Origin of the sequence: Actinomadura meyerae (assembly GCF_900188445.1) — a bacterium.
Classification (GTDB): Bacteria; Actinomycetota; Actinomycetes; order Streptosporangiales; family Streptosporangiaceae; genus Spirillospora; species Spirillospora meyerae.
The window spans coordinates 337,388-359,724 of record NZ_FZOR01000002.1 but is presented as its reverse complement, the minus strand read 5'-3'; the positions used below and the strand labels follow the sequence as shown (position 1 = coordinate 359,724).

Here is a 22,337-nt window from a genome sequence, read left to right as displayed (position 1 = left end):
ACGTGGCCGCTCCCTTGCGGTGGTGCCGGGCGCGCGTGCGCCCCCTGACCGGAGAAACGATCGGGCGGCGCGGCGGGTTACGGGCGCGTCAGCGGCGCAGGTCGTCCGGGAGCATACGCGCGAGGGAGCGGACGGCGCGATACTGCAGCGCCTTGATGGCGCCCGGCTTCTTGTCCATGACGAGCGCGGTCTCGGCGACCGACAGGCCGTGCATGAACCGCAGGACGACGCATTCCTGCTGCTCGGAGCCGAGCCGCCGGACGGCCAGCAGCAGCGTCCGGTTGGTCATCGCGTCCAGGACGGTCGCCTCGGGCCCCTCGTGGTGGAGGTCGGGCTCGATCAGCTCGGCGGTGCAGACCTCCAGCCGGTAGCGGCCGGACTTGAAGTGGTCGGCGACGAGGTTCCGGGCGATCGTCACCAGCCAGGCGCCGAAGTCCTTGCCCTGCCAGTGGAAGTCGCAGATGCGGCGGAGGGCGCGCAGGAACGTCTCGCTCGTCAGGTCCTCGGTGAGGGAGCGCGTCCCGACCCGGTAGTAGATGTAGCGGTAGACGAGGTCGACGTAGTGGTCGTAGAGGAGGCCGAACGCCTCGGCGTCGCCGTCCCGGGCGCGCAGGACCAGCGCCTTCAGGACCTCCGCCCGGTCGGATCCGGGCTCCGCCCGCCGGGAACGCCGAGGAAGCGGGATGACCCCGGCGTCGAGGGACAAGCTGCTCATGCAGTTCTCCTCGGGGCGTACGCGACCTCCGGCGTGATCTGCCACTCTAGATACCGGAAGGTACGGGAAGCAATGGCCGGTTTCATGGCCTCTTTCCCGGTCGTCCTCCGGTCTTCCACGACGCGGTTACCCGTCCGCGCGCGGCATCGGGCACCATTAGGCGCGATGGTTCCCGCTCTTCTCGCGCTTCTCGCGACCCTCGGCGCCGTGGCCGCCACCGGGTTGCTCGTTCAGCGCGCCTACAAGGACCGGCTGCTCTACCTCATCGCGTGGTCCTTCACCCAGGTCGGGCTGACGCTCGCCCTGCTGTGCATGGCCCTCGGCTTCATGATGGGGTTCAACGGCCCGCTGTTCCGGGTCATGGAGCTCGGCGCCGCGCTGATCGGGCCGATGTGGCTCGCGCTCGGCATGATCGAGCTGATCGCGCGCTACGTGCAGGTGCGCTTCGCGGGATGGCTGTTCGCGATCTCCTACACGGTCGTCGCGATCGTGATCCTCATCCTGGACCCGCTGAAGGGCACGCTCACCAAGAGCCTGCCCAAGCCGGGCTCCACCTACGACGCGCTGCCGCTGCTGCTGATCGACGGCGCGCACGTCGTCGCCGTGGTCGCGCTGGCCGCGTGCACCGGCGTCACCGCGTGGCTGGCCAGCAAGCAGGACCAGGAGGCCGCCGAGCTGCTGATCCCGGTCGCGCTGGTCGCGCTCGCGGGGGTGCTGGTCGTCAGCGGCACCCGCGGGTTCCTGCCGGCGCCGCTCGCGGTGATCGCGCTCGGCGCCGCGGTCGGGCTCGTCTGGTACGGCGCGATGCGCACCGTCCCGGTCTACGACGAGGACGACGACTACGACGACTACGAGGGCCGCGACGGCTACGAGCCCGCGAGCGGGTACGAGGAGCAGCCGTACCCGGCGAGGTCCGAGCCCGTCCCGGCGCCGACCCCGTCGCCCGAGCCGCGGCGCGGCGAGCTGCGCTTCCCCGAGCCGGCGGTCGAGGAGCTGCGCTTCCCCGACAACCCGGCCGGGCCGACCGCCGTCGACGGCATCGGCGGCCCCGCCGGGCTCCCCGGCCCGCCCGGCCATGCCGCGCCCGCCGCCCCCGGCGGCGACCTCGCGAACGCGTGCGGGCAGATCACCGTCTACACCCTGCTGGACGGCCGCGAGGAGGCGTTCGACCGGCTCGCCGCCGACCTGGTGAAGGCCGCGCTGGCGACCGAGCCCGACACGGTCGTCTTCGCCTGCCACGAGGTGGTCGGCGGCCCCACGCAGCGGATCTTCTACCAGCTCTTCCGCGACGAGGCGGCGTTCGCCGCGCACCGCGGGCAGGCGCACCTGCGCCGGTTCCTGGCCGAGTCGCGCACCCACGTGCTCGCCACGAACGTGATCGAGCTGAAGCTCGGCCCGGCCAAGGTGCCGCTGCCGGCGCCGGAGTTCCCCGGGAGGTGACGTGGCGGACGAGATCATGATCACGTTGCTCGGCAAGCCGGGCTGCCATCTGTGCGACGACGCCCGCGCGGTGATCGAGCGGGTCGCCGGCGACCTCGGCGTGGCGTGGGAGGAGCGCGACATCACGCGGTCGGAGGCCGACTACGAGCGGTACTGGGAGCAGATCCCCGTCACGCTGGTCAACGGCGTGCAGCACGACTTCTGGCGGGTCGACGAGGGCCGGCTGCGCGCCGCCATCGGCAAGCTCCGCTGACCGTGCGCAACCCGTCCGGAATGTCGTGTAGCTCACATCCGAACGACATTCGGGTTGCCGCCCCGTACGCTGGAAGGCCCTGAGGGGCGGCGTTCCCGCGCGTCCGCCCGGCCCGTCCGACCGGGGGGTGACTTTGTGCGCGTGTTCACAAAGGCTTAACCTGGTGGCCAGCCCTGGGGGCGGTCGGGCCGCGGTCGTCAGGCCGTTACCGGGCCGCGCAGGCCGGGGCGAGGGGGCCATCCGGCGCCCCGTCTCCAGCGTCGAGCTTGAAGAGCAGGCCGTGACACCTCGACAGAACCGGCACCGCGACCGCGCGGGCCGCGGCATCCCCGAAGCCACCGTGGCGCGGCTCCCGGTGTACCTGCGGGCCCTCACCGGGCTCCAGGAGCGCGGTGTGGCGACCGTCTCGTCCGAGGAGCTGGCGGCGGCCGCGGGCGTGAACTCGGCCAAGCTCCGCAAGGACCTGTCCCACCTCGGCTCCTACGGGACGCGCGGCGTCGGCTACGAGGTCGAGTACCTCGTCTACCAGATCTCCCGCGAGCTCGGCCTCACCCAGGACTGGGTCATCGCCATCATCGGGGTCGGTAACCTGGGCCGAGCGCTGGCCGGCTACGGCGGTTTCGCGTCCCGCGGCTTCCGCGTGGCGGGCCTGCTGGACGCGGACGAGGCCATCGTCGGGCAGGAGATCTCCGGCATGACGGTGGAGCACATCGACCGGCTGGAGGACATCATCGCGGGCCACGGCGTGTCCATCGCCGTGATCGCGACCCCCGCGGGCGCCGCCCAGGGAGTGTGCGATCGCGTGGTGGCCGCGGGCGTGACCAGCGTCCTGAACTTCGCCCCCGTCGTGCTGTCGGTGCCCGACGGGGTCGACGTGCGCAAGGTCGACCTGTCGATCGAGCTGCAGATCCTCGCGTTCCACGAGCAGCGCAAGGCCGGCGGGCCGGACGGCTTCGCGCCGCTGGCCCCCGGTGACGCGCCGCCGGGGACTTCGCAGTATGTCGAGACGGTTGAAGCATGAGCGGGGTCGCACAGGGCAGCGGGTCGGCAGGAGGCGGGCGAGCATGAGCGAGGACGCGGCATGAGCATTCTGGTGGTGGGTCTCAGTCACCGCAGCGCGCCCGTGGCGGTGCTGGAGCGGGCGGCGGTGTCCGGGGACGACCTCGTCAAGCTGCTGCACGCGGTGCACGACTCGGCGAACGTCGTCGAGGCGGCGATCGTCTCGACGTGCAACCGGGTCGAGATCTACGCCGTGGTCGACAAGTTCCACGGCGGCGTGTCCGCGATCTCCGAGCTGCTGGCGCTGCACTCCGGCGTCCCGATGGACGACCTGTCCCGCCACCTGTACGTCCACTACGAGGAGCGGGCCGTCCAGCACGTGTTCGCGGTGGCCTGCGGGCTGGAGTCGATGGTCGTCGGCGAGGGCCAGATCCTCGGCCAGATCCGCCAGGCGTTCAAGCTCGCCCAGGACCAGGGGACGATCGGCCGCGACCTCCACGACGTCCTGCAGCAGTCGCTGCGAGTGGGCAAGCGCGCCCACCACGAGACCGGCATCGACAAGGCCGGCGCGTCCCTCGTCGGCGTCGGCCTCGACGTCGCCGCCCGGCACCTCGGGCCGCTGGAGGGGGTGCGCGCGCTGGTGGTCGGCGCCGGCTCGATGAGCTCCCTGGCCGCGGCCACGCTGAGCCGCGCCGGTGCGGGCGAGGTGGTGATCGCCAACCGCACGTACGCGAACGCCGCCCGGCTCGCCGGCTCGCTGGACGTCCCGTCCCGCGCGATCGACCTGGCCGAGCTGGACGACGCGCTCGCCGGCGCCGACCTCGTCGTGTCCTGCACCGGCGCGACCGGCCTGGTGCTGACGGCCGCGCAGCTGGCGGCGTGCGGCGTCGGGGACGACGGGCGGCGCCGCTTCTTCCTGGACCTGGCGCTGCCGCACGACATCGAGCGGTCCGTCCGCGACCTGCCCGGCGCCGGGCTCGCCGGGCTGGACGACCTGCGCACCGCGCAGGAGGCCGCGAAGGCGATCGGCCCGGCGGCCGTCGAGGCCGTCCGGCGGATCGTGTGCGAGGAGGTCGAGGCGTTCCTGAGCGCCGCCCGCGCCGCCGCCGTCGCGCCGACCGTGGTCGCGCTGCGCAGCAAGGCGGCGCAGGTGGTGAACGCGGAGCTGGCCCGGCTGACCGGCCGGCTGCCGGAACTCGACGACCGGGACCGCAAGGAGATCGAGCAGACCGTGCGGCGCGTGGTGGACAAGCTGCTCCACGCGCCGACCGTCCGGGTCAAGGAACTGGCGGCCGCGCCGGGCGGCGACTCCTACGCCGACGCGCTGCGCGAGCTGTTCGACCTGGACCCGAAGGCCCCCGAGGCGGTGGCCCGCGCCGACATGCGCGAGGACGAGCCCGCCGCCGGGGCGGCGCCGGAGTGCGCGGAGGCCGACTGCGTCAGCCCCGCGCCGGTGACGGCGAGCACCGTGGCGGGCGCCGTGCCGCCCGGCGGTGTGCCCGACGGCGTGAATGTGGAGACGGTGAACGCCCAGGCCGCGAGCGTCCGGGCGGTCAGCGCCCGGGACGCGGCTCCGGGGCGCGAAGGAGACGAGACGTGACTACAGGCAAGGGCCGCGCGCTGCGGCTCGGCACCCGCAAGAGCCTGATGGCGACGACGCAGTCGCAGGGCGTCGCGGACGCGTTGACCCGGCTGACCGGGCATGCCGTGGAGCTGGTCGGGGTAACGACGCAGGGTGATGTCTCCAAGGCCCTGCTCGCCCAGATCGGCGGCACGGGCGTGTTCGTCAACGCGCTCCGCGACAAGATCCTGTCCGGTGAGGTGGACTTCGCCGTGCACTCGCTGAAGGACCTGCCGACGTCGGAGACGCCGGGCATCGCGCTGGCCGCGACGCCGCGGCGCGACGATCCGCGGGACGCGCTGTGCGGGCCGTCCAAGCTGGCCGACCTGCCGCGCGGCGCCCGCGTCGGCACCGGCTCGCCGCGCCGGGTCGCGCAGCTGCGCGCGCTCCGCCCGGACCTGGAGATCGTCCCGATCCGCGGCAACGCCGACACCCGGCTCCGCAAGATCACCGATGGGGAGCTGGACGCCGTGGTGCTGGCGCACGCGGGCCTCAAGCGCATCGGGCGGCTGGCGGAGGTCGGCGAGGTCTTCGACCCCGACCAGATGCTGCCGGCGCCCGGCCAGGGCTCGCTCGCCCTCGAATGCCGCGCCGACCGGACCGACCTGCTCGACCTGCTCGCCGCGGTCGACGACGCCGCGACCAGGCGCGCCGTCACCGCAGAGCGGACGGTCCTCGCGGTGCTGGAGGCGGGCTGCTCCGCGCCCGTGGGAACATACGCTGCCGAAATAGAAGAAGAGCTGCATCTGACCGCGACCGTCGCCGCGTACGACGGGAGCCGGCAGATCAGGCTGTCCGCAAGCGGCCACCCGGATGCCGCCGAGCAGATCGGCCGCGACCTCGCGGCCCGGCTGCTCGCGCAGGGGGCCGACCAGTTGATGGGGGAGCGCGATTGAGCCCCGCCGCGAAGAGCACCGCCGCCGACACCAAGGCGGGTGAGAGCAGGACCGCCCGCAGCGCGGCCGCCGCCAGGACCACCGGGACCGCGGCGCCGGCGGCGCGCCGGACGACGGACCCGGGGACGGTCGCGATCGTCGGCATGGGCCCCGGTGACCCGGGGCTGCTGACGCTGCGCGCCGCCGCCGAACTGGAACGCGCCGACACCGTCATCGTGAGCCGTGCGCACTGCCCCGCCGACGTCCTCGCGCACTGCCGCGCGGACGCCGAGATCGTCGACACCGCCGAGGGCGACCCGGTGAAGATGGCCGTCCGCGCCGCCAAGGCCGGCCGGCGCGTCGTCCGGATGTTCGCCGGCGACCCCGGCGTCGCCTGCGGCCTGGCCGCCGAGGGCGCCGCGCTGCACAAGGCGGGCGTGCCGTTCGAGGTCGTCCCCGGCGTGTCCGCGGTGACCGGCGTGCCGGGCTACGCGGGCATCCCGCTGACCGACCCCGAGCACCGCGAGGTCCGGTTCGTGGACGCCTCGTCCGGCGGCGTCGACTGGGAGTCGTTCGCCGGCGACGCGGCGACCCTCGTCATCACCGGCGCGGAGGGCGCGGTCGCCGAGGTCGCCAAGGGCCTGGTCGCGGCCGGACGCGCCGAGTCCACCCCGGCCGCCATGACGAGCCTCGGCACCACCACCGAGCAGGAGACCGTCGTCTCCACGCTGAGCCGGCTCGCGGCCGACACCAAGGGCATGGAGTCGCCCGCCCTGATCATCGTGGGCGACGTCGTGGGCTGGCGCGACCGGCTGTCGTGGTTCGAGACCAAGCCGCTGTTCGGCTGGCGGGTGCTGGTGCCGCGCACCAAGGAGCAGGCCGCGTCCCTGTCGGACCAGCTCCGCGGGTACGGGGCCGTCCCGGACGAGGTCCCGACGATTTCCGTCGAGCCGCCCCGCACGCCCCAGCAGATGGACCGCGCCGTCAAGGGCCTCGTCACCGGCCGCTACGAGTGGGTGGTGTTCACCTCCACGAACGCGGTCAAGGCGATCCGGGAGAAGTTCGTCGACTACGGCCTCGACGCCCGCGCGTTCGCCGGGCTGAAGGTCGCCGCGGTCGGCGAGCAGACCGCCGCGGCGCTGGTCGAGTTCGGCATCCAGCCCGACCTCGTCCCGTCCGGGGAGCAGTCCGGCGAGGGCCTGGCCCGCGAGTGGCCGCCCTACGACGAGGACCTCGACCCGATCAACCGGGTGCTGCTGCCGCGCGCCGACATCGCCACCGACGTGCTGATCGCCCGGCTCACCGAGCTCGGCTGGGAGTGCGAGGACGTGACCGCCTACCGGACGGTCCGCGCCGCGCCGCCGCCCGCGCCGATCCGCGAGGCGATCAAGGGCGGCGGGTTCGACGCCGTGCTGTTCACCTCCTCGTCCACGGTGAAGAACCTGATCGGCATCGCCGGCAAGCCGCACAACGTGACGGTGATCGCGGTGATCGGCCCGCAGACCGCCAAGACCGCGCGGGAGTACGGGCTGCGCGTGGACGTCATGGCGGACAAGCCGTCCGTATCGGCCCTCGCCGAGGCGCTCGCGGAGTACGGTGCGAACCGGCGGGCGGCCCAGATCGAGGCGGGGGACCCGCTCCGCAAGCCCAGCCAGATGCGCCGGGGGGCCCGGCGCCGGAAGTAGCCCACACCAGAGGAACCCATGTCCGCACAGTTTCCCGTCGCACGTCCGCGGCGGCTGCGCCGCACGCCCGCCCTCCGCCGGCTGACCGCCGAGACGCGGCTCGCGCCGGCCGACCTCATCCTGCCGATGTTCGTCAAGGAGGGGATCACCGAGCCGCAGCCGGTCACGTCGATGCCGGGCGTCGTGCAGCACACCCGCGAGAGCCTGCGCAAGGCCGTGCACGAGGCGGCCGAGGCCGGCGTCGGCGGCGTCATCCTGTTCGGCATCCCGGCGGTGAAGGACGGCACCGGCTCCGCCGCCGACGACCCCGACGGGATCGTCCAGCTCGCCCTGCGCGACCTCGCGTCCGACATCGGCGACGCCACCGTGATCATGACGGACCTGTGCCTGGACGAGTACACCGACCACGGGCACTGCGGCATCCTCACCGACGCGGGCGAGATCGACAACGACGCCACCCTGGAGCGCTACGCCTCCATCGCGGTCGCGCAGGCCGAGGCCGGCGCCGCCGTGGTCGGCCCGTCCGGCATGATGGACGGCCAGGTCGGCGCGATCCGGCAGGCACTGGACGCCTCCGGCCACGCCGACGTCTCGATCCTGTCCTACTCGGTGAAGTACGCGTCCGCGTACTACGGCCCGTTCCGCGAGGCCGCCGAGTGCGCCCCCCAGTTCGGCGACCGGTCCACCCACCAGCAGGACCCGGCCAACGCCGACGAGTCGATCCGCGAGGTCCTCCTCGACATCGACGAGGGCGCCGACATGGTCATGGTGAAGCCCGCCGGCGCCTACCTCGACATCATCCGCCGCGTCCGCGACACCGTCGACGTCCCCCTCGCCGCCTACCAGGTCAGCGGCGAGTACGCCATGATCGAGGCCGCCGCCGAGAAGGGCTGGATCGACCGCGACCGCACCATCATGGAATCCCTCCTCGCCATCCGCCGCGCCGGCGCCGACATGATCCTGACCTACTGGGCCACTGAAGTCGCGAAGAGAGTGCGCTGATTCCCAGGGGGCTCTGTTAGCCCAGGGGGGCGACCCCCTGGAACCCCCGTCACGAGCCGGTCGATCCTCACGCCACGGTGCGGGTCGCCGTGACCGTGCGGGTCGCTGACGTGTCGCTCCGGTCGCCCGGCTCGGCGGGTCCTGCGGCCTCCGGGCGCCCTCCGGCCGCACGACCCGTGTGCACTGCGTGACGTGCGATGCGTGACGTGCGGGACGGGGCCTAGTTACTTAGGGTCGTTTCTAGGGGGTTGCCGTGTCTGCGGGTGACGCGGGCGGGCATCATCGATAACCAAGGAACCCACGCGCGACCTTGGGCTATTGGGGGGCGAGATGCTGGCGGTCACTGGGCACAGGCGACAGAAGGCGGCACGGAACAACCGGATGGCCGCGGTCGCGCGGGAGTACGCGGCCCTCGGGTGGCCCTGCTATCCGGGCGCGCACGTCGGCGCCGACCGGGCGTGTTCCTGCGACCGGATCGGGTGTCCCGACCCCGGCGCGCACCCGGTATCGGCGGCCTGGGCGCACCAGGCCAGCGTCGACCCCGACGTGATCGGGCGCTGGTGGGGGAAGCGCCCGCAGGCCAACATCATCCTGCCGACGGGCCGGGTCTTCGACGTGTTCGACGTCCCGGCCGCCGCCGGCGCCATCGCCCTCGACCGGATCGAGCGGGACGCGCTTCCCGTCGGTCCGGTCGCGTCGTTCGGGGACGAGCGGTACCTGTTCTTCGTCGCGACCCGCGGCGCCCCGGTCGACGAGGACGAGTGGTGGTCGTGCCACCTCGACACCCTGCCGGAGGACGTCGCCGAGACGCCGGGCATGCGGTGGCACTGCCGCGACAGCTACGTGGTCGCGCCGCCGTCCGTGCTGCCGTACGGGCGCGAGGTGGCCTGGGTGCGGCCGCCGGAGCGCGACTCGCTGCCCGACCCGCTGCGCCTGCTGGAGGTCCTCGCGGACGCCTGCGAGGACGCCTGAGTCAGCGCGGAACGTTGATGGCGGGCTCGGCGCCCCACTTCGTGTAGGAGCCGTGCTGCACCTGGTTGCGGCCCTTCTCCGCGCCGGCCCGCACCCAGAACCGGACGGGGCGCTGCCGGGCGTCCAGCTTGATGGCGAAGGTGATCCGCTCGGCGCCGGTCGCCTGCGCCATCCGCGCGTACAGGGGCCCCACGCCGGGGGCCTCCGCCAGCTTCGCGGCGGGCGCCTCGCCCTCGTAGACCGCACCCGACTTCGTGAGCTTCGTCGCCGTGCGCAGCAGGGTGGTGAGGTTCGCGACGGAGCTGCCCTGGCGGACCTGGTCGGCCACCGCCGGGTAGCCGCGGGTGCCGAACGCCGCCGGCCGCCACTTCTTGCCCGCCCGCACGTACAGCCGGTCCTCGACGATCACGGCGCGCACCGGCTTGCGGACCCCGCCCGACCCGGCGATCGTCATCGAGTAGGCCGCGGGGCCGAGGGTGCCCTTGCCGGTGAGGGGGAAGCCGCAGCAGCCGGTCTGCCAGTAGCTGAACGCGGCGCCCGGGGTCTGCGCGACGGCCCGGTCGATCCGCTCGATGAGCGGCGCCGGGTTCACCCCGCCGGCCGGCAGCGCCGGCTGCGGGCTGCTGCTCTGCGCGGGCGTCGGCACCGGTTCGGGCGGCGGCGCCTTGTCGTCCTTCTTCAGCAGCGTCGCCGCGCCCGCGCCGCCCCCGGCGAGGACGACCAGGGCGACGGCCGCGGCCACCCACGGCGCGCGGGACCGGCGGCCGGGCTGCTTGCCGGCGACGACCGGGTTCCGGCCGCTGCTGCGGGACGGCTTCGGCTTCGGCGGCTCGGGCTGCAGCGCGGCCTGCGCGGCGAGCTCGGTGAGCCGGCCGCGGCCCTGCGCCTCCCATGACGGGCCGTAGGCGGAGACGGCCGCGTCCTCCAGCGCGCCGAGGAAGTCGGCGGCGGACTTCGGGCGGTGCTCCGGGTCCTTCGCGAGGCCCTGGTGGATGAGCGTCCGCAGCGGCCCCGGCACCTCCTCGGCGGGGATGGCCGCCTCGCGGTGCAGCCGCGCCATGTTGCGGCCCGCGTACGGGGGATGGCCGGTGAGGCACTCGAAGAACACCGCGGTGGCGGCGTACAGGTCGGTGGCGACGGTGGCGGGCTCGCCGTCCCACAGCTCGGGCGCCGCGTACTGCGCGCCGGACCGCACCTCGGTGCCGGCGGGCGCGGTCGCGAAGTCGGTGAGCTGGGCGTTGCCGTCGGAGTCGACCAGGATGTTCGCCGGGCGCAGCGCGCCGTGGACGACGCCGCGCTCGTGCGCGGCCGCCAGGCCGAGGAGGACGCCGCCGAGCAGCGACAGGGCCGCGAGGGGCCCGCTCGGGCCCTGCGCGGCGAGAACCCGGCGCAGGCTGACGCCCTCGACCCACTGCATCACGATCGCCGCGCCCTCCGCGGACTCCACGAAGTCGTAGAAGTCGACCACGTTGGGGTCCTCGAGTTGGGACAGGGGACGCGCCGCCGCGCGGAACCGCGTCAGAAAGGCCTCGTCGGCCGCGAGCGCGCCGTCGAGGTATTTGATCGCGACCTTCGTGCCGGTCGGGTCGTCGACCGCCAGCACCACCCGGCCCGAGGCGCCCCCGCCGAGCTCCCGCTCGTGGGTGAAGCCCGGGACCGTCCAGCCGTCAACCACGTTGAAAGCCCATCCCTCCGATGTCGTACTTGGTGGAATATCGGCCCGTACGGCGCGAGGTCAAGGCAAGTCGCCGAACTGCAACTGAGAGACTGCAACCGTGACTGATTTCGATCGCTCTCGGCAGTTGTTCGACCGTGCCGCCGGGGTCGTGCCCGGCGGTGTCAACTCCCCGGTGCGGGCCTTCGGCGCCGTCGGCGGGACGCCCCGCTTCATCGCGTCCGGGCGGGGCCCGTACCTGACGGACGCCGACGGGAACACCTACGTCGACCTGGTGTGCTCCTGGGGCCCGCTGATCCTCGGGCACGCGCACCCGGCCGTGGTGGAGGCGGTCCGGGACGCGGCCGGGCACGGCACCTCCTACGGCGCGCCCACGCCCGGCGAGGTGGAGCTCGCCGAGGAGATCGTGGCGCGCGCCCCGGTGGAGAAGGTCCGGCTGGTCAACTCCGGGACCGAGGCGACGATGTCGGCGATCCGGCTGGCGCGCGGCTACACCGGACGCACCAAGATCGTGAAGTTCGCGGGCTGCTACCACGGGCACGTGGACGCGCTGCTCGCCGCGGCCGGGTCGGGCGTCGCCACGTTCGGGCTGCCCGACACGCCCGGCGTCACCGGCGCGACGACCGCGGACACGCTGATCCTGCCCTACAACGACGTCACCGCCGTGGAGGCGGCGTTCGACGAGCACGGCCCCGACATCGCGTGCGTCATCACCGAGGCCGTCCCGTGCAACATGGGCGTCGTGCCGCCGCTGGCGGGGTTCAACGCGCTGCTCAAGCGGCTGTGCGAGCGGCACGGCGCGCTGCTGGTGATCGACGAGGTCCTCACCGGGTTCCGCGCGTCCGCGTCCGGCTGGTTCGGGATCGAGGGCGTCGCCGGCGACCTGGTGACGTTCGGGAAGGTGATGGGCGGCGGGCTGCCCGCCGCCGCGTTCGGCGGCCGCGCCGACATCATGGACCACCTCGCCCCGGCCGGGCCCGTCTACCAGGCGGGCACCCTGTCGGGGAACCCGCTCGCGACCGCCGCCGGGCTCGCCACGCTGCGCAACGCCACCGCCGAGGTGTACGCGGCCATCGACCGGTCGGCGGAGATCGTCGGGAAGGCGGCGTCGGAGGCGCTGGAGCGCGAGGGCGTCCCGCACGTCCGGCAGAACGCCGGCAGCCTGTTCTCGGTCTTCTTCAGCGACGCGCCGGTGGGCGACTTCACCGCCGCGCAGCGGCAGGACACCAAGGCGTACGCCGCGTTCTTCCACGCCGCGCTGGAGCGCGGCGTGTACCTGCCGCCGTCGGCGTACGAGGTGTGGTTCCTGTCGGCGGCGCACGACGAGGAGGCGCTGGGACGCGTCCTGGACGCCCTCCCGCACGCCGCCCGAGCGGCCGCCCAGGCGTCGTCCTAGAGGGCGCCCCGTCCTAGAGGGCGCCGTCCGGGAGAGCGTGGAAGGCCGCCATGGCGGTGGCCACCGACTCGGGGTGCGGTGCGCGCAGGGGTGCGCGCACCGCCGGGTCGTCGATCAGCCCCGCCTCGGCCAGGCACGCCTTGAGGACGGCGGGCGCAGGTTCGCTGAACAGCGCCTGCGCCATCGGGAGCAGCGCGTTGTGGAGCTTGAGGCCGTCCGTCCCGTCCCCGCGGGCCATGGCCGCATAGGCGGACGGCGCGAGGCACGCGCACGCGGCGATGCCTCCTGCGGCGCCGAGCCGCAGCATCGGGTAGATGTACGCGTCGTCGCCGCAGAGGACGGCCTTGCCGGGGCTGGACGCCAGCATGGTCAGCGTGTCGTGGTCGATGCCGCCCGCGCAGTGCTTCATCCCGGCCACGCAGTCGAGCGCGAGGATCCGCAGGAGGGTCTCGGCGGGCAGCGCCTTCCCCGTCCGGTACGGGATGTTGTACGGGAGGAGCGGGACGTCCACGGCGGCGCCGACGGCGGCGAAGTGCTCGACGACGGCCTCGTCCGACGGGCGCAGGTAGTACGGGACGACGACCAGCAGCGCGTCCGCGAACGCGGCGCGCTCGCGGGCCTGGCGGACCGAGTCGGCGGTGCCCATCGTCCCCGCGCCGACGATCAGCGGCGCGCCGGACCCGCGGGCGACGTCCCGGCACACCTCCAGGACCGTCCGCCGCTCCTCGGGCGTGAGCAGGGCGGCCTCGCCGGTGGTGCCGAGCGCGACCAGCCCGTCCACGCCGTTCGCGAGGCAGTGGGCGGCGAGGCGTTCGAGGGACGCGGCGTCCACCTCGCCGGCGCGGGTGAACGGCGTGACGAGCGAGGCGTGGATCCCGCGCACGTCAGCTCACCTCCCGGGCCCGGTACCGGCGGAGGGCGGCGAGGGGCCGCCCCAGCCGGATCGTCCCGGCCGCGACCCCCGCGATGATCAGTGCGGCGCCGGTGAGCTGCACCGCCGTCATCCGCTCGTCCAGCAGGAGCGCCGCCGACAGGAGCCCGAACGGCGGGACGAGCAGCGAGTACATGGCGACCGTCCCCGCCTCGTACCGGCGCATCAGCCACCCCCACGCGCCGAAGCCGAACAGCGTGGCGACGTAGGCGATGAACGCGAGCGAGGCGACCCCGGGGACCGACAGGTGCCGGGCGGAGTCCGGCAGAGCCCCCGGCCCCTCGAAGATCAGCGAGAGCGCGAGCAGCGGCAGCGGCGGCACCAGCGACATCCACACCATGAACCCGAACGCGTCGACCGGTTCCCGGGCGGCCTGGTTCATCCGCCGCATCCCGACGTTCGCCAGCCCCCAGGCCGCCGCGCCGCCGAGGCAGATCAGGAACGCCCCGGCCGGGGAGCCGCCCTCCGCCCGCGCCGCGCCGAGCAGCGCGACGCCGCAGAACGCCACGACCATGCCCGCCATCTGCCGGGCGCCGAGCCGCTCGCCCAGCAGCGCGCCCGCGAACAGCGCCGTGAAGATCGCCTGGACCTGGAGGACGACCGACGCGAGCCCCGCCGGCATGCCCATGTTCATGCCGAGGAACAGCAGCCCGAACTGGCCGACGCCGAGCGGCACCCCGATCAGCACGAACCAGCGGGCGGCGACCGGCGGCCGGCGGACGAAGAACACGGCGGGCAGCGCGGCGGCGGTGAAGCGCAGGGCGGCCATGAGCAGCGGCGGGAAGTCGTCCAGCGCTACCTTGATGGGCACGAAGTTGAATCCCCACAGCGCCGCGATCACGGTGGCCAGCAGGATGTGGCGGGATCTCATCCCCCGATCGTGCCCCCGCCATTTTCTTTAGGACAAGCGAGAAATTCTTGACATCTCGTTTTAGTATTGCTTCATGCTTGATCTGGAACGGCTCCGCGCCCTCCATTCGGTCGCGACCTACGGCTCGGTGAGCGCCGCCGCCGACGTCCTGCACGTCACCACCTCGGCCGTCTCCCAGCAGCTCGCGAAGCTGGAGCGGGAGACCGGGCAGAAGCTCCTGGAGCGCAACGGCCGCGGCGTCCGGCTGACCGACGCCGCCGAACTCCTCGTCGCCCACGCCGAGCGGATCCTGTCCCTCGTCGAGCAGGCGCAGGCCGACCTGGAGGCGCACCGCGGCTCCGTCGTCGGCCAGCTCACCCTCGCCGCGTTCCCCACCGCCGTCCGCGGGCTCGTGCCGAGCGCGCTGCGCGCCCTGCGCGCCGACCACCCCGACCTGCGCGTCCTGCTCCGCGAGGAGGACCCGATGCGCAGCATGCCGCTCGTCTCGCGCGGCGACCTCGACATGGCCGTCGTCCAGGACTGGAACAACGAGCCGCTGCCCCTGCCCGAGGGCCTGCACAAGGGCGTCATCTGCGACGACGTCGCGGACGTGGCGCTGCCCGCCGACCACCCCCTCGCCGGGCGCGCCGCGATCGACCTCGGCGAGCTCTCCGGCGACCCGTGGATCAGCTCCGTGCCGGACAGCATCTGCTGCGACTGGCTGCTGCGCACGCTGCGCGCCGCCGGCAGCGAGCCCCGCATCGACCACATGGCCTACGAGTTCGCGACGCAGCTCTCCCTGGTCGCGGCCGGGCTCGGCAACGTGATCCTGCCGCGCCTCGGCCGCTGCGACGTGCCGCCGGGCGTCGCCATCGTGCCGCTGTCCGCGCCGCTGTCGCGCCGGGTGTACGCGGTGTGGCGGGAGGAGGCGGCCCGGCGTCCCGCGATCCGCGCCGCCGTCACCGCGCTGCGCGCGGCGGTCCCGGCCGGTCTGCCCACCGGCGTGCGCGCCGAGGTTCCCGCGCCGGCCTGATCTGGTACGGCCTGGCCTCTTCCGGTCCGCCCCGGCGTCCGCCCGGGTCGCCGAAGGCGAACGTTGTTCGGTAGGTTTTCGCGATCATGGAAGGCGAGTGGCGGGCCGGCCCCTGGCGGGTCGGCGGGTACACCGAGGTGCGGGAGCTGGGCGCGGGCGCCCAGGGGCGGGTCGTGCTCGCCCGGCACGACGCGTCCGGCACCCCGGTGGCGATCAAGTACCTGGCGGCGCGGGCGGACGAGGCCGACCGGGAGCGGCTGCGCCACGAGGCGCTCATGCTCGGCCGCGCGAACAGCCCGCACGTGGCGCGGCTCTTCCAGCTCGTCGAGGGGCCGGACACCGCCGCGATCGTGATGGAGGCCGTCGACGGCGTCTCCCTCAAGGAGGTGCTGGCACGGCACGGCGCGCTCGGCCCGGAGGCGGCGCTGGCCGTCCTCAAGGGGTCGCTGCTGGGGCTGGCCGCCGCGCACGCGGTCGGCGTCGTCCACCGCGACTACAAGCCCGCGAACGTCGTCGTCCCGGCGGACGGGCGGAGCCGCCTCGTCGACTTCGGCATCGCGACGCCCGCCGGTGAGGAGGCGGGCGGCGCCGGGACCCCGTACTACATGGCGCCGGAGCAGTGGAGCCGGCACGTCGCGACCCCCAGGTCGGACGTGTACTCCGCGACGTGCGTCTTCGTGGAGTGCGTGACCGGGCAGCGGCCCTACGGCGGCGGGCGCGCCGAGCTGATGCGGGCCCACCTCACCGGGGAGATCCCCGTCGACCCGGTGCCCGAGCCGCTGCGGCCGCTCGTCCTGCAGGGCATGGCCAAGGCGCCGGAGGACCGTCCGGCCGGGGCCGCCGCGTTCGTGGACGACCTGGAGCGCACCGCCCAGGCCGCCTACGGACGCGACTGGGAGGCGCGGGGCGTGCACGCCCTGTCCGCGGGCGCCGTCGCGCTCGCCGCGCTGTTCCCGCTCGCCGCCTGGCTGATGCCGGGCGCGGCGGGCGCGGCGGGTGCGGCGGGCGCCGCGGCCGCCGGCGGGGCCTCGGCCGCGGGTGCGGCGTCCGCGGCGGGAGGCGCGGCGGCCGGTGGTGCGGCGGCCGGTGGTGCGGCGGCCGGAGCCGCCGGGACCGGCGCCGCGACCGGGGTCGCCGGGATGTCCGGAGCCGCCGGGGTGTCCGGGGCGGGCACGGCGTCGGCCGCCGGGAAGGTCGCCGCGGGCTCGGCGATCAAGGCGTTCCTCGGCAGCGGCCTCGGCATCACGGCCGCCGCGGTCGGCACGGCCGCGGTCGTCGGGGCGGGCGCCGTCACCGTCCAGCAGGTGACCGGCGGCAAGGATCCCTCGCCGCGCCCCTCGCCGACCGTCGTCGCGGCCGCCGTCGCGGATGTGAAGCCGTGCGTCACCCAGGCGCCCGGAGCCGTGATCACTCCGACGGACGGGCCGTCGAAGGTGACGCTCCCCGCGCAGATCAAGCTGCCGAAGAACGCCGCCGTCTACAGCTCCGGGCAGGGGCTGCTGATCGGACCGGCGGGCAAGCGGTGCGAGTCGTCGGTCGGCGCGAACTCCGGTGCCAGCTCGGTCGGCGACTTCGGCACGGCCCTGGTCGAGCAGAACTGGCAGGGCTCGGTCGGGGGCATCCGCATCCAGCTCTGCGAGTACTTCCCCGACTCCCCCCAGGCGCAGCGCGAGCGGGCGCAGGGCGAGGAGTGCACGTCGATCCTCTCGACGCGGCAGCCGCTCGAGACGGGCGTGCCCGGCTACCAGGCGGTGCTCAGCCGCGGTCCCGGGACCGACGATCTTCCGCCCTCGCCCGCCGTGAAGGCGGTGCTGGCCGTCCTGACGCCGCGCGGCCTGACCTGGCCGATCACCTGCACGGCCCCCGCCGCGCAGGCGGCGATCTGCGACGCCGCGCTGTTCTACTGGTACACCCAGCGGCTGGAGGACGCGAAGCCCGCCAAGGCCGACCTCGACCGGGCCGCCAAGGCCATCAGCGCGTTCGTCGCGTCCACCCGCATCTGACCGCCCGGCCGCCCCGTCTCCCCGGCGGGACCGGGGGACGGGGCGGGCGGCGGGCGCGGGTAACCTGACCGCGATGACTGACACGACGATCGTTCACCTGCTCCGGCACGGTGAGGTGCACAACCCCGAGGGCATCCTGTACGGGCGGCTGCCCGGGTACCGGCTGAGCGAGGACGGGGTCCTCATGGCGAAGGCCGCCGCCAAATGGTTCACCGACCGGGACGTGACCGCGCTGTTCTCCTCGCCGATGCAGCGCGCGCTGGAGACCGCCGCACCGCTCGCGGACGCGATGGACCTGCCCGTCACCGTGGACGATCGTCTGATCGAGGCCGACAACCACTTCGAGGGCCTGACGTTCGGGGCCGGGGCCGGGTCGCTGCGCCGCCCCGAGCACTGGCGCCACCTGGTCAACCCCCTGAAGCCGTCCTGGGGCGAGCCGTACAATCAGCTCGCCGCCCGGATGCGCGCCGCCGTGATCCGGGCGCGGGAGGCGGCGCGCGGCCACGAGGCCGTGTGCGTCAGCCACCAGCTGCCGATCTGGATCCTGCGGCTGCACGCCGAGCACCGCCGGCTGTGGCACCACCCGGGCCGCCGCGAATGCGGGCTGGCAAGCCTGACGAGCCTGACGTTCGAGGGCAGCCGGCTGGTGGAGGTTGCCTACTGCGAGCCCGCCGCCGGCATCGCGAAGGGCCCCAGTGTCGCGGGTGCCTGACCGCACCGCTAAGTTGTGTACTACGTCTTGTAGTAGTAGGAGGGTCCGTTGAGCCCCCGAGTCTCCCCGCTGCGCGCCGCCGCTGCCGCCGCCGCGCTGTGCGGCCTGCTGGCCGGCTGCGCCGGCACCGGCGCCTCCGGGAGCGGGCCGGACGGCGGCGACAACCGCTTCATCGCCGGCGACGGCAACGTCACCGAGTACAAGCCCGCCGCGCGCAAGGGCCTCCAGGACGTCTCCGGGCAGCGCCTCGACGGCAAGGCGTTCCACCTGTCGGAGTTCAAGGGCAAGGTCGTCGTCGTCAACTTCTGGGCGTCGTGGTGCGCCCCGTGCCGCGGCGAGGCCCCGTCGCTGGAGCAGGTCTACACCGAGAACAAGGCGAAGGGCGTCGAGTTCCTCGGCGTCAACTTCAAGGACTCCAAGGCCAACGGCCAGGCGTTCGAGCGCAAGTTCAAGGTGACCTACCCGAGCCTGTTCGACGCGGACGGCCAGGTCACGCTGGCGTTCCGGGAGGTGCCGCCGAGCGCCATCCCGAGCACCCTCGTCCTCGACCGGCAGGGCCGCGTCGCCGCCCGCATCATCGGCGCGACGACGTACTCCAAGCTGAACCCCCTGGTCGCCAAGGTCGTCCAGGAAAAGTGAGCACGGTCAGCGAGACGGTGGTCGGCGGGTCGCTGGTGGCGGCGGCGCCGCTCGCCGCGCTCGCCGGGCTCGTCTCGTTCGCCTCGCCGTGCGTCCTGCCGCTCGTCCCCGGATACCTGTCGTACGTGACCGGGATGACCGGCGCCGACCTCGCCGACCAGCGGCGGGGGCGGCTCCTCGCCGGGGCGCTGCTGTTCATCGCGGGCTTCAGCCTCGTGTTCGTCAGCTACGGCGCGGTCTTCGGCGGGCTGGGCCGGTGGCTGCTGGAGTACCAGGACACGATCACCCGCGTGCTCGGCGCCGTCACGATCGTGTTCGGGCTGGCGTTCATGGGCTTCATCCCCGGCCTGCAGCGGACGGTGAAGTCGGGAAGGCTCCCGGCGGCGGGGCTCGCGGGCGCGCCGCTGCTCGGCGTCCTGTTCGGGCTCGGCTGGACGCCCTGCATCGGGCCGACGCTCGGCGCCGTGCAGGGCCTCGCGATCACCGAGGCGAGCGCGGAGCGCGGCGCGCTGCTGTCGCTGGCGTACTGTGTCGGGCTCGGCCTCCCGTTCGTGCTCACCGCGATCGCCTACCGCAGGGCGCTCGGCGCGTTCGGCGCCGTGAAGCGCCACTACCCCCTGGTCATGCGGATCGGCGGGGGGATGCTCGTCCTCATCGGGGTGCTGCTGGTGAGCGGCCTGTGGGGTGACCTGACCATCGAGCTGAAGTCGTGGATCAGCGGCTTCGAACCGGTGATTTGAGATGACTGACATCAAGGACGACCTCAAGGACCGCGAGGACGGCGAGGACCGCGCGGACGAGCCCCGCGAGTCCGGTACCGAGGCGCCCGCCGCGCGGCGGGCGCCGGGGGAGGCGCCGCACCCGAGGGGCATCGGCCCGCTCGGCTGGCTGCGGTGGGGGTGGCGGCAGCTCACCACCATGCGCACCGCGCTGATCCTGCTGTTCCTGGTGGCGCTCGGCTCGGTGCCCGGGTCGATCCTGCCGCAGCGGGGCCAGGCGCCGGAGAAGGTCGTCGCCTACCTGGACGAGCACCGGACGCTCGGGCCGTGGCTCGACCGGTTCTCCCTGTTCGACGTGTTCGCCGCGCCCTGGTTCGCGGCGATCTACATCCTGCTGTTCGTGTCGCTGGCGGGCTGCGTGCTGCCCCGCGCCGTCCAGCACTACAAGTCGATGCGCGCCCGCCCGCCCGCGGCGCCCCGCAACCTCGGCCGGCTGCCGCAGTCGGCGTCGTACGAGACGGACGCGTCCCCGGAGGAGGTCCTCGCCGAGGCGCGCACGGCGCTGCGCGGGCGCCGGTTCCGGGTGGACGAGTCCGGCGGCTCAGTCGCCGCCGAGAAGGGCTACCTCGGCGAGTCCGGCAACCTGCTGTTCCACCTGGCGCTGCTCGCGCTGCTGTTCGCGCTCGGCCTCGGCAACCTGCTCGGGTACCGGGGGAACGTCCTGCTCACCGAGGGCAAGACGTTCGCGAACTCGCTCAGCCTGTACGACCAGTTCGAACCGGGACGAGCCTTCAGCAGCGGCGAGCTGGCGCCGTTCACGATGACGCTGGACGACTTCAAGGCCCGGTACGAGACCGAGGGCGGGAAGCGCGGCCTGGCCACCGACTTCAACGCGCGGATCAGGTACCGGGAGAGCCCGGACGGCAAGGAGAAGCCGTACGACCTGAAGATCAACCATCCGCTGAAGGTCGGTGGCGCGAAGGTCTACCTGCTCGGCCACGGCTATGCCCCCGCGTTCACCGTCCGGGACGCCAAGGGCGACGTCGCCTTCCAGGACACCGTGCCCTTCCTGGAGATGGAGCCGCGCAACCTGACGTCCGAGGGCGTCATCAAGGTCCCCGACGCGCAGCCCGACCAGCTCGCCTTCTACGCGATCCTGTGGCCGACGGCGGTCGCCAGCCAGGACGGCAAGCAGATCGTGTCGGCGTTCCCGGCGCCGCTGCGGCCCGTCGTCACGATCACCGCGTTCAAGGGCGACATCGGCCTGGACAACGGCACCCCCCAGTCCGTCTACAAGCTGGACGGCATCGGCAAGACGCTGCAGCCGGTCAAGGGCGGCCAGAAGCTGCTGGAGCCGGGGGAGACGTTCACGCTCCCGAACGGCGCCGGCTCGGTCACCTTCGACGGGCTCAAGGAGTGGACGAGCCTGTCGGTCAACCGCGACCCCGGCCGCATCCCGGCGCTGGTCGCGGCCATCCTCGCGGTGCTGGGCGTGGCGACCTCGTTCATGGTCCGGCGGCGCAGGGTGTGGGTCCGTGCGAGCGCCGGGAAGGGCGGGCGTACGGTGGTGGAGGTCGGCGGTCTCACGCTGGGGAACCCGACCTCGGAGTTCGACGACATCGTGACCGCGCTGCGCGGTCCGGCGGACGGGCCCGCCCCCGAGCCCGGATCCGATGAGCCCGAGTCCGGCCCCGATCCCGACGCCGACCAGGAGTCCGGGTCGGCGCCCGAACCGAAGGAGTGACGAGGTGAGCACTGCCGACCTCGCGAACCTGAGCGACAAGCTCATGCTGACCACCGTCGTGATGTACATCGTCGCGATGGTCGCCTACGCCGCCGACCTGGGCTTCGGCCGCCGCCGCGCCGAAGCGGCGGCCCCGGCGGAGGCGGAGCCCGCGAAGGTGCTGGTCGGCGCGGCGGGCGCCGAGGCCGTCGCGGACGACGCCGCGGTCACGGCGGAGCCCGGTACCGCCGAGCCGGGCGCCGAGGAGCCGGGCCGCGTCCGCGCCGACTGGGCGCGGCTCGCGATCCTGCTGAACGTGCTCGGCTGGGGCGCCCACCTCGGCGTGCTGGTGACCCGCGGCCTCGCCGCGAACCGCTGGCCGTGGGGGAACATGTACGAGTTCCTCACCGCGATCGCGTTCGCCGCCGTCACCGCGTTCCTGGTCGTGCTCGTCCGCTACCGGGCGCGGTTCCTCGGCGCGTTCGTCATGATCGCCGCGGCCGTCGCGCTCGGCGTCGCGAACATCTGGCTCTACGACTCGGTCGGCCCGGTCACCGCCGCGCTGAACTCCTACTGGATCGCCCTGCATGTGACCGCCGCGATCATCGCGACCGGCGCGTTCACCGTGGCGGGCGCCGCGACCCTGCTCTACCTGGTGAAGGACCGGGCGCAGACCCGCGGCGGCGCCGCGGCGGGCGGCGTGCTGTCCCGGCTGCCGTCGACCGACGCCCTGGACCGGCTGTCGATGCGGGTCACCACGTTCGCCTTCCCGATCTGGACCGCCGCCATCATCATGGGCGCGATCTGGGCCGACCAGGCGTGGGGCCGCTACTGGGGCTGGGACCCGAAGGAGATCTGGTCCTTCATCACCTGGATCATCTACGCCGCCTACCTGCACGCCCGCGCCACCGCCGGGTGGAAGGGCCGCAAGGCCGCGATCCTGTCGCTGGTCGCGTTCGCCGCGCTGATGTTCAACTTCTTCGGTGTGAACTACATGTTCTCTGGGTTGCACTCCTACGCCTGAGCGGAGCGAACCGGGGGGTGTGGGGGGTCGTCCCCCCTCGAAAAGTACGCTTGAGCGGAGCGAACCGGGG

The 22,337-nt window shown here is 73.8% G+C and carries 20 protein-coding genes; 16 read left to right on the top strand and 4 right to left on the bottom strand.

Annotated features, from left to right (window positions below):
• Positions 1–88: 88 nt before the first annotated feature.
• Positions 89–715: a sigma-70 family RNA polymerase sigma factor gene (locus tag CHF16_RS04515; protein ID WP_089324592.1), complete on the bottom strand. Its 627-nt coding sequence runs from the start codon at positions 713–715 to the stop codon at positions 89–91.
• A 165-nt stretch (positions 716–880) separates the two neighbouring features.
• On the opposite strand from CHF16_RS04515, the gene CHF16_RS04510 reads away from it, so the two are divergent.
• From CHF16_RS04510 to CHF16_RS04475, 8 genes are all read left to right on the top strand, one after another.
• A complete protein-coding gene (locus tag CHF16_RS04510) occupies positions 881–2,155 on the top strand; it encodes a putative quinol monooxygenase (protein WP_089324591.1) in 1,275 nt (424 codons plus the stop codon).
• Between the two features lie 16 nt (positions 2,156–2,171).
• Positions 2,172–2,408 carry a glutaredoxin family protein gene (locus CHF16_RS04505; RefSeq protein WP_089324636.1) on the top strand — a complete coding sequence of 79 codons (237 nt, stop codon included), beginning with the start codon at positions 2,172–2,174 and terminating at the stop codon, positions 2,406–2,408.
• Between the two features lie 280 nt (positions 2,409–2,688).
• Positions 2,689–3,429 (top strand): redox-sensing transcriptional repressor Rex, encoded by a 741-nt coding sequence (locus CHF16_RS04500; RefSeq protein WP_089324590.1) that lies wholly within the window; start codon positions 2,689–2,691, stop codon positions 3,427–3,429.
• 60 nt (positions 3,430–3,489) lie between these two features.
• Positions 3,490–5,007 carry a glutamyl-tRNA reductase gene (locus CHF16_RS04495; RefSeq protein ID WP_245868205.1) on the top strand — a complete coding sequence of 506 codons (1,518 nt, stop codon included), beginning with the start codon at positions 3,490–3,492 and terminating at the stop codon, positions 5,005–5,007.
• Between the two features lie 47 nt (positions 5,008–5,054).
• Entirely contained in the window at positions 5,055–5,924 is an 870-nt protein-coding gene (gene hemC / locus CHF16_RS04490) for a hydroxymethylbilane synthase (protein WP_245868213.1), read from the top strand.
• Between the two features lie 143 nt (positions 5,925–6,067).
• Positions 6,068–7,588: a bifunctional uroporphyrinogen-III C-methyltransferase/uroporphyrinogen-III synthase gene (locus CHF16_RS04485; RefSeq protein ID WP_089324635.1), complete on the top strand. Its 1,521-nt coding sequence runs from the start codon at positions 6,068–6,070 to the stop codon at positions 7,586–7,588.
• Between the two features lie 18 nt (positions 7,589–7,606).
• The gene (gene hemB / locus CHF16_RS04480) at positions 7,607–8,590 is read left to right on the top strand and encodes a porphobilinogen synthase (protein WP_089324588.1); all 984 of its coding nucleotides are present in this window, start codon (positions 7,607–7,609) and stop codon (positions 8,588–8,590) included.
• A gap of 381 nt (positions 8,591–8,971) precedes the next feature.
• Positions 8,972–9,562 (top strand): bifunctional DNA primase/polymerase, encoded by a 591-nt coding sequence (locus tag CHF16_RS04475; RefSeq protein ID WP_245868204.1) that lies wholly within the window; start codon positions 8,972–8,974, stop codon positions 9,560–9,562.
• A gap of 1 nt (position 9,563) precedes the next feature.
• On the opposite strand, the gene CHF16_RS04470 is transcribed toward CHF16_RS04475, so the two are convergent.
• On the bottom strand, positions 9,564–11,237 hold the full coding sequence (locus CHF16_RS04470) for a serine/threonine-protein kinase (protein WP_143227872.1): 1,674 nt from the start codon (positions 11,235–11,237) through the stop codon (positions 9,564–9,566).
• A gap of 100 nt (positions 11,238–11,337) precedes the next feature.
• Here CHF16_RS04470 and hemL point away from each other — a divergent pair, with 100 nt between their 5' ends.
• The gene (gene hemL, locus CHF16_RS04465) at positions 11,338–12,633 is read left to right on the top strand and encodes a glutamate-1-semialdehyde 2,1-aminomutase (RefSeq protein ID WP_089324585.1); all 1,296 of its coding nucleotides are present in this window, start codon (positions 11,338–11,340) and stop codon (positions 12,631–12,633) included.
• 13 nt (positions 12,634–12,646) lie between these two features.
• On the opposite strand, the gene CHF16_RS04460 is transcribed toward hemL, so the two are convergent.
• Positions 12,647–13,516, bottom strand: coding sequence for a dihydrodipicolinate synthase family protein (locus CHF16_RS04460; protein ID WP_089324584.1), 870 nt, complete (start codon positions 13,514–13,516; stop codon positions 12,647–12,649).
• Position 13,517: 1 nt separating this feature from the next.
• Entirely contained in the window at positions 13,518–14,435 is a 918-nt protein-coding gene (locus tag CHF16_RS04455) for an EamA family transporter (RefSeq protein WP_089324583.1), read from the bottom strand.
• Positions 14,436–14,508: 73 nt separating this feature from the next.
• On the opposite strand from CHF16_RS04455, the gene CHF16_RS04450 reads away from it, so the two are divergent.
• The 7 genes from CHF16_RS04450 to ccsB all read left to right on the top strand — a co-directional run bounded on the left by CHF16_RS04450 (position 14,509) and on the right by ccsB (position 22,267).
• Positions 14,509–15,447, top strand: a complete 939-nt coding sequence (locus CHF16_RS04450; protein WP_089324582.1) for a LysR family transcriptional regulator — start codon at positions 14,509–14,511, stop codon at positions 15,445–15,447.
• An 86-nt stretch (positions 15,448–15,533) separates the two neighbouring features.
• Positions 15,534–17,450 carry a serine/threonine-protein kinase gene (locus tag CHF16_RS40785; RefSeq protein WP_143227871.1) on the top strand — a complete coding sequence of 639 codons (1,917 nt, stop codon included), beginning with the start codon at positions 15,534–15,536 and terminating at the stop codon, positions 17,448–17,450.
• Positions 17,451–17,523: 73 nt separating this feature from the next.
• Positions 17,524–18,162, top strand: a complete 639-nt coding sequence (locus tag CHF16_RS04435) for a histidine phosphatase family protein (RefSeq protein WP_089324581.1) — start codon at positions 17,524–17,526, stop codon at positions 18,160–18,162.
• A 48-nt stretch (positions 18,163–18,210) separates the two neighbouring features.
• On the top strand, positions 18,211–18,801 hold the full coding sequence (locus CHF16_RS04430) for a TlpA family protein disulfide reductase (protein ID WP_245868203.1): 591 nt from the start codon (positions 18,211–18,213) through the stop codon (positions 18,799–18,801).
• Positions 18,798–19,541 carry a cytochrome c biogenesis CcdA family protein gene (locus CHF16_RS04425; RefSeq protein WP_089324580.1) on the top strand — a complete coding sequence of 248 codons (744 nt, stop codon included), beginning with the start codon at positions 18,798–18,800 and terminating at the stop codon, positions 19,539–19,541. Before CHF16_RS04430 ends, CHF16_RS04425 begins: the two co-directional genes overlap by 4 nt.
• A gap of 1 nt (position 19,542) precedes the next feature.
• Entirely contained in the window at positions 19,543–21,264 is a 1,722-nt protein-coding gene (gene resB / locus CHF16_RS04420; protein ID WP_089324579.1) for a cytochrome c biogenesis protein ResB, read from the top strand.
• Positions 21,265–21,268: 4 nt separating this feature from the next.
• Positions 21,269–22,267, top strand: coding sequence for a c-type cytochrome biogenesis protein CcsB (ccsB, locus tag CHF16_RS04415; RefSeq protein ID WP_089324578.1), 999 nt, complete (start codon positions 21,269–21,271; stop codon positions 22,265–22,267).
• Positions 22,268–22,337 lie beyond the last annotated feature (70 nt).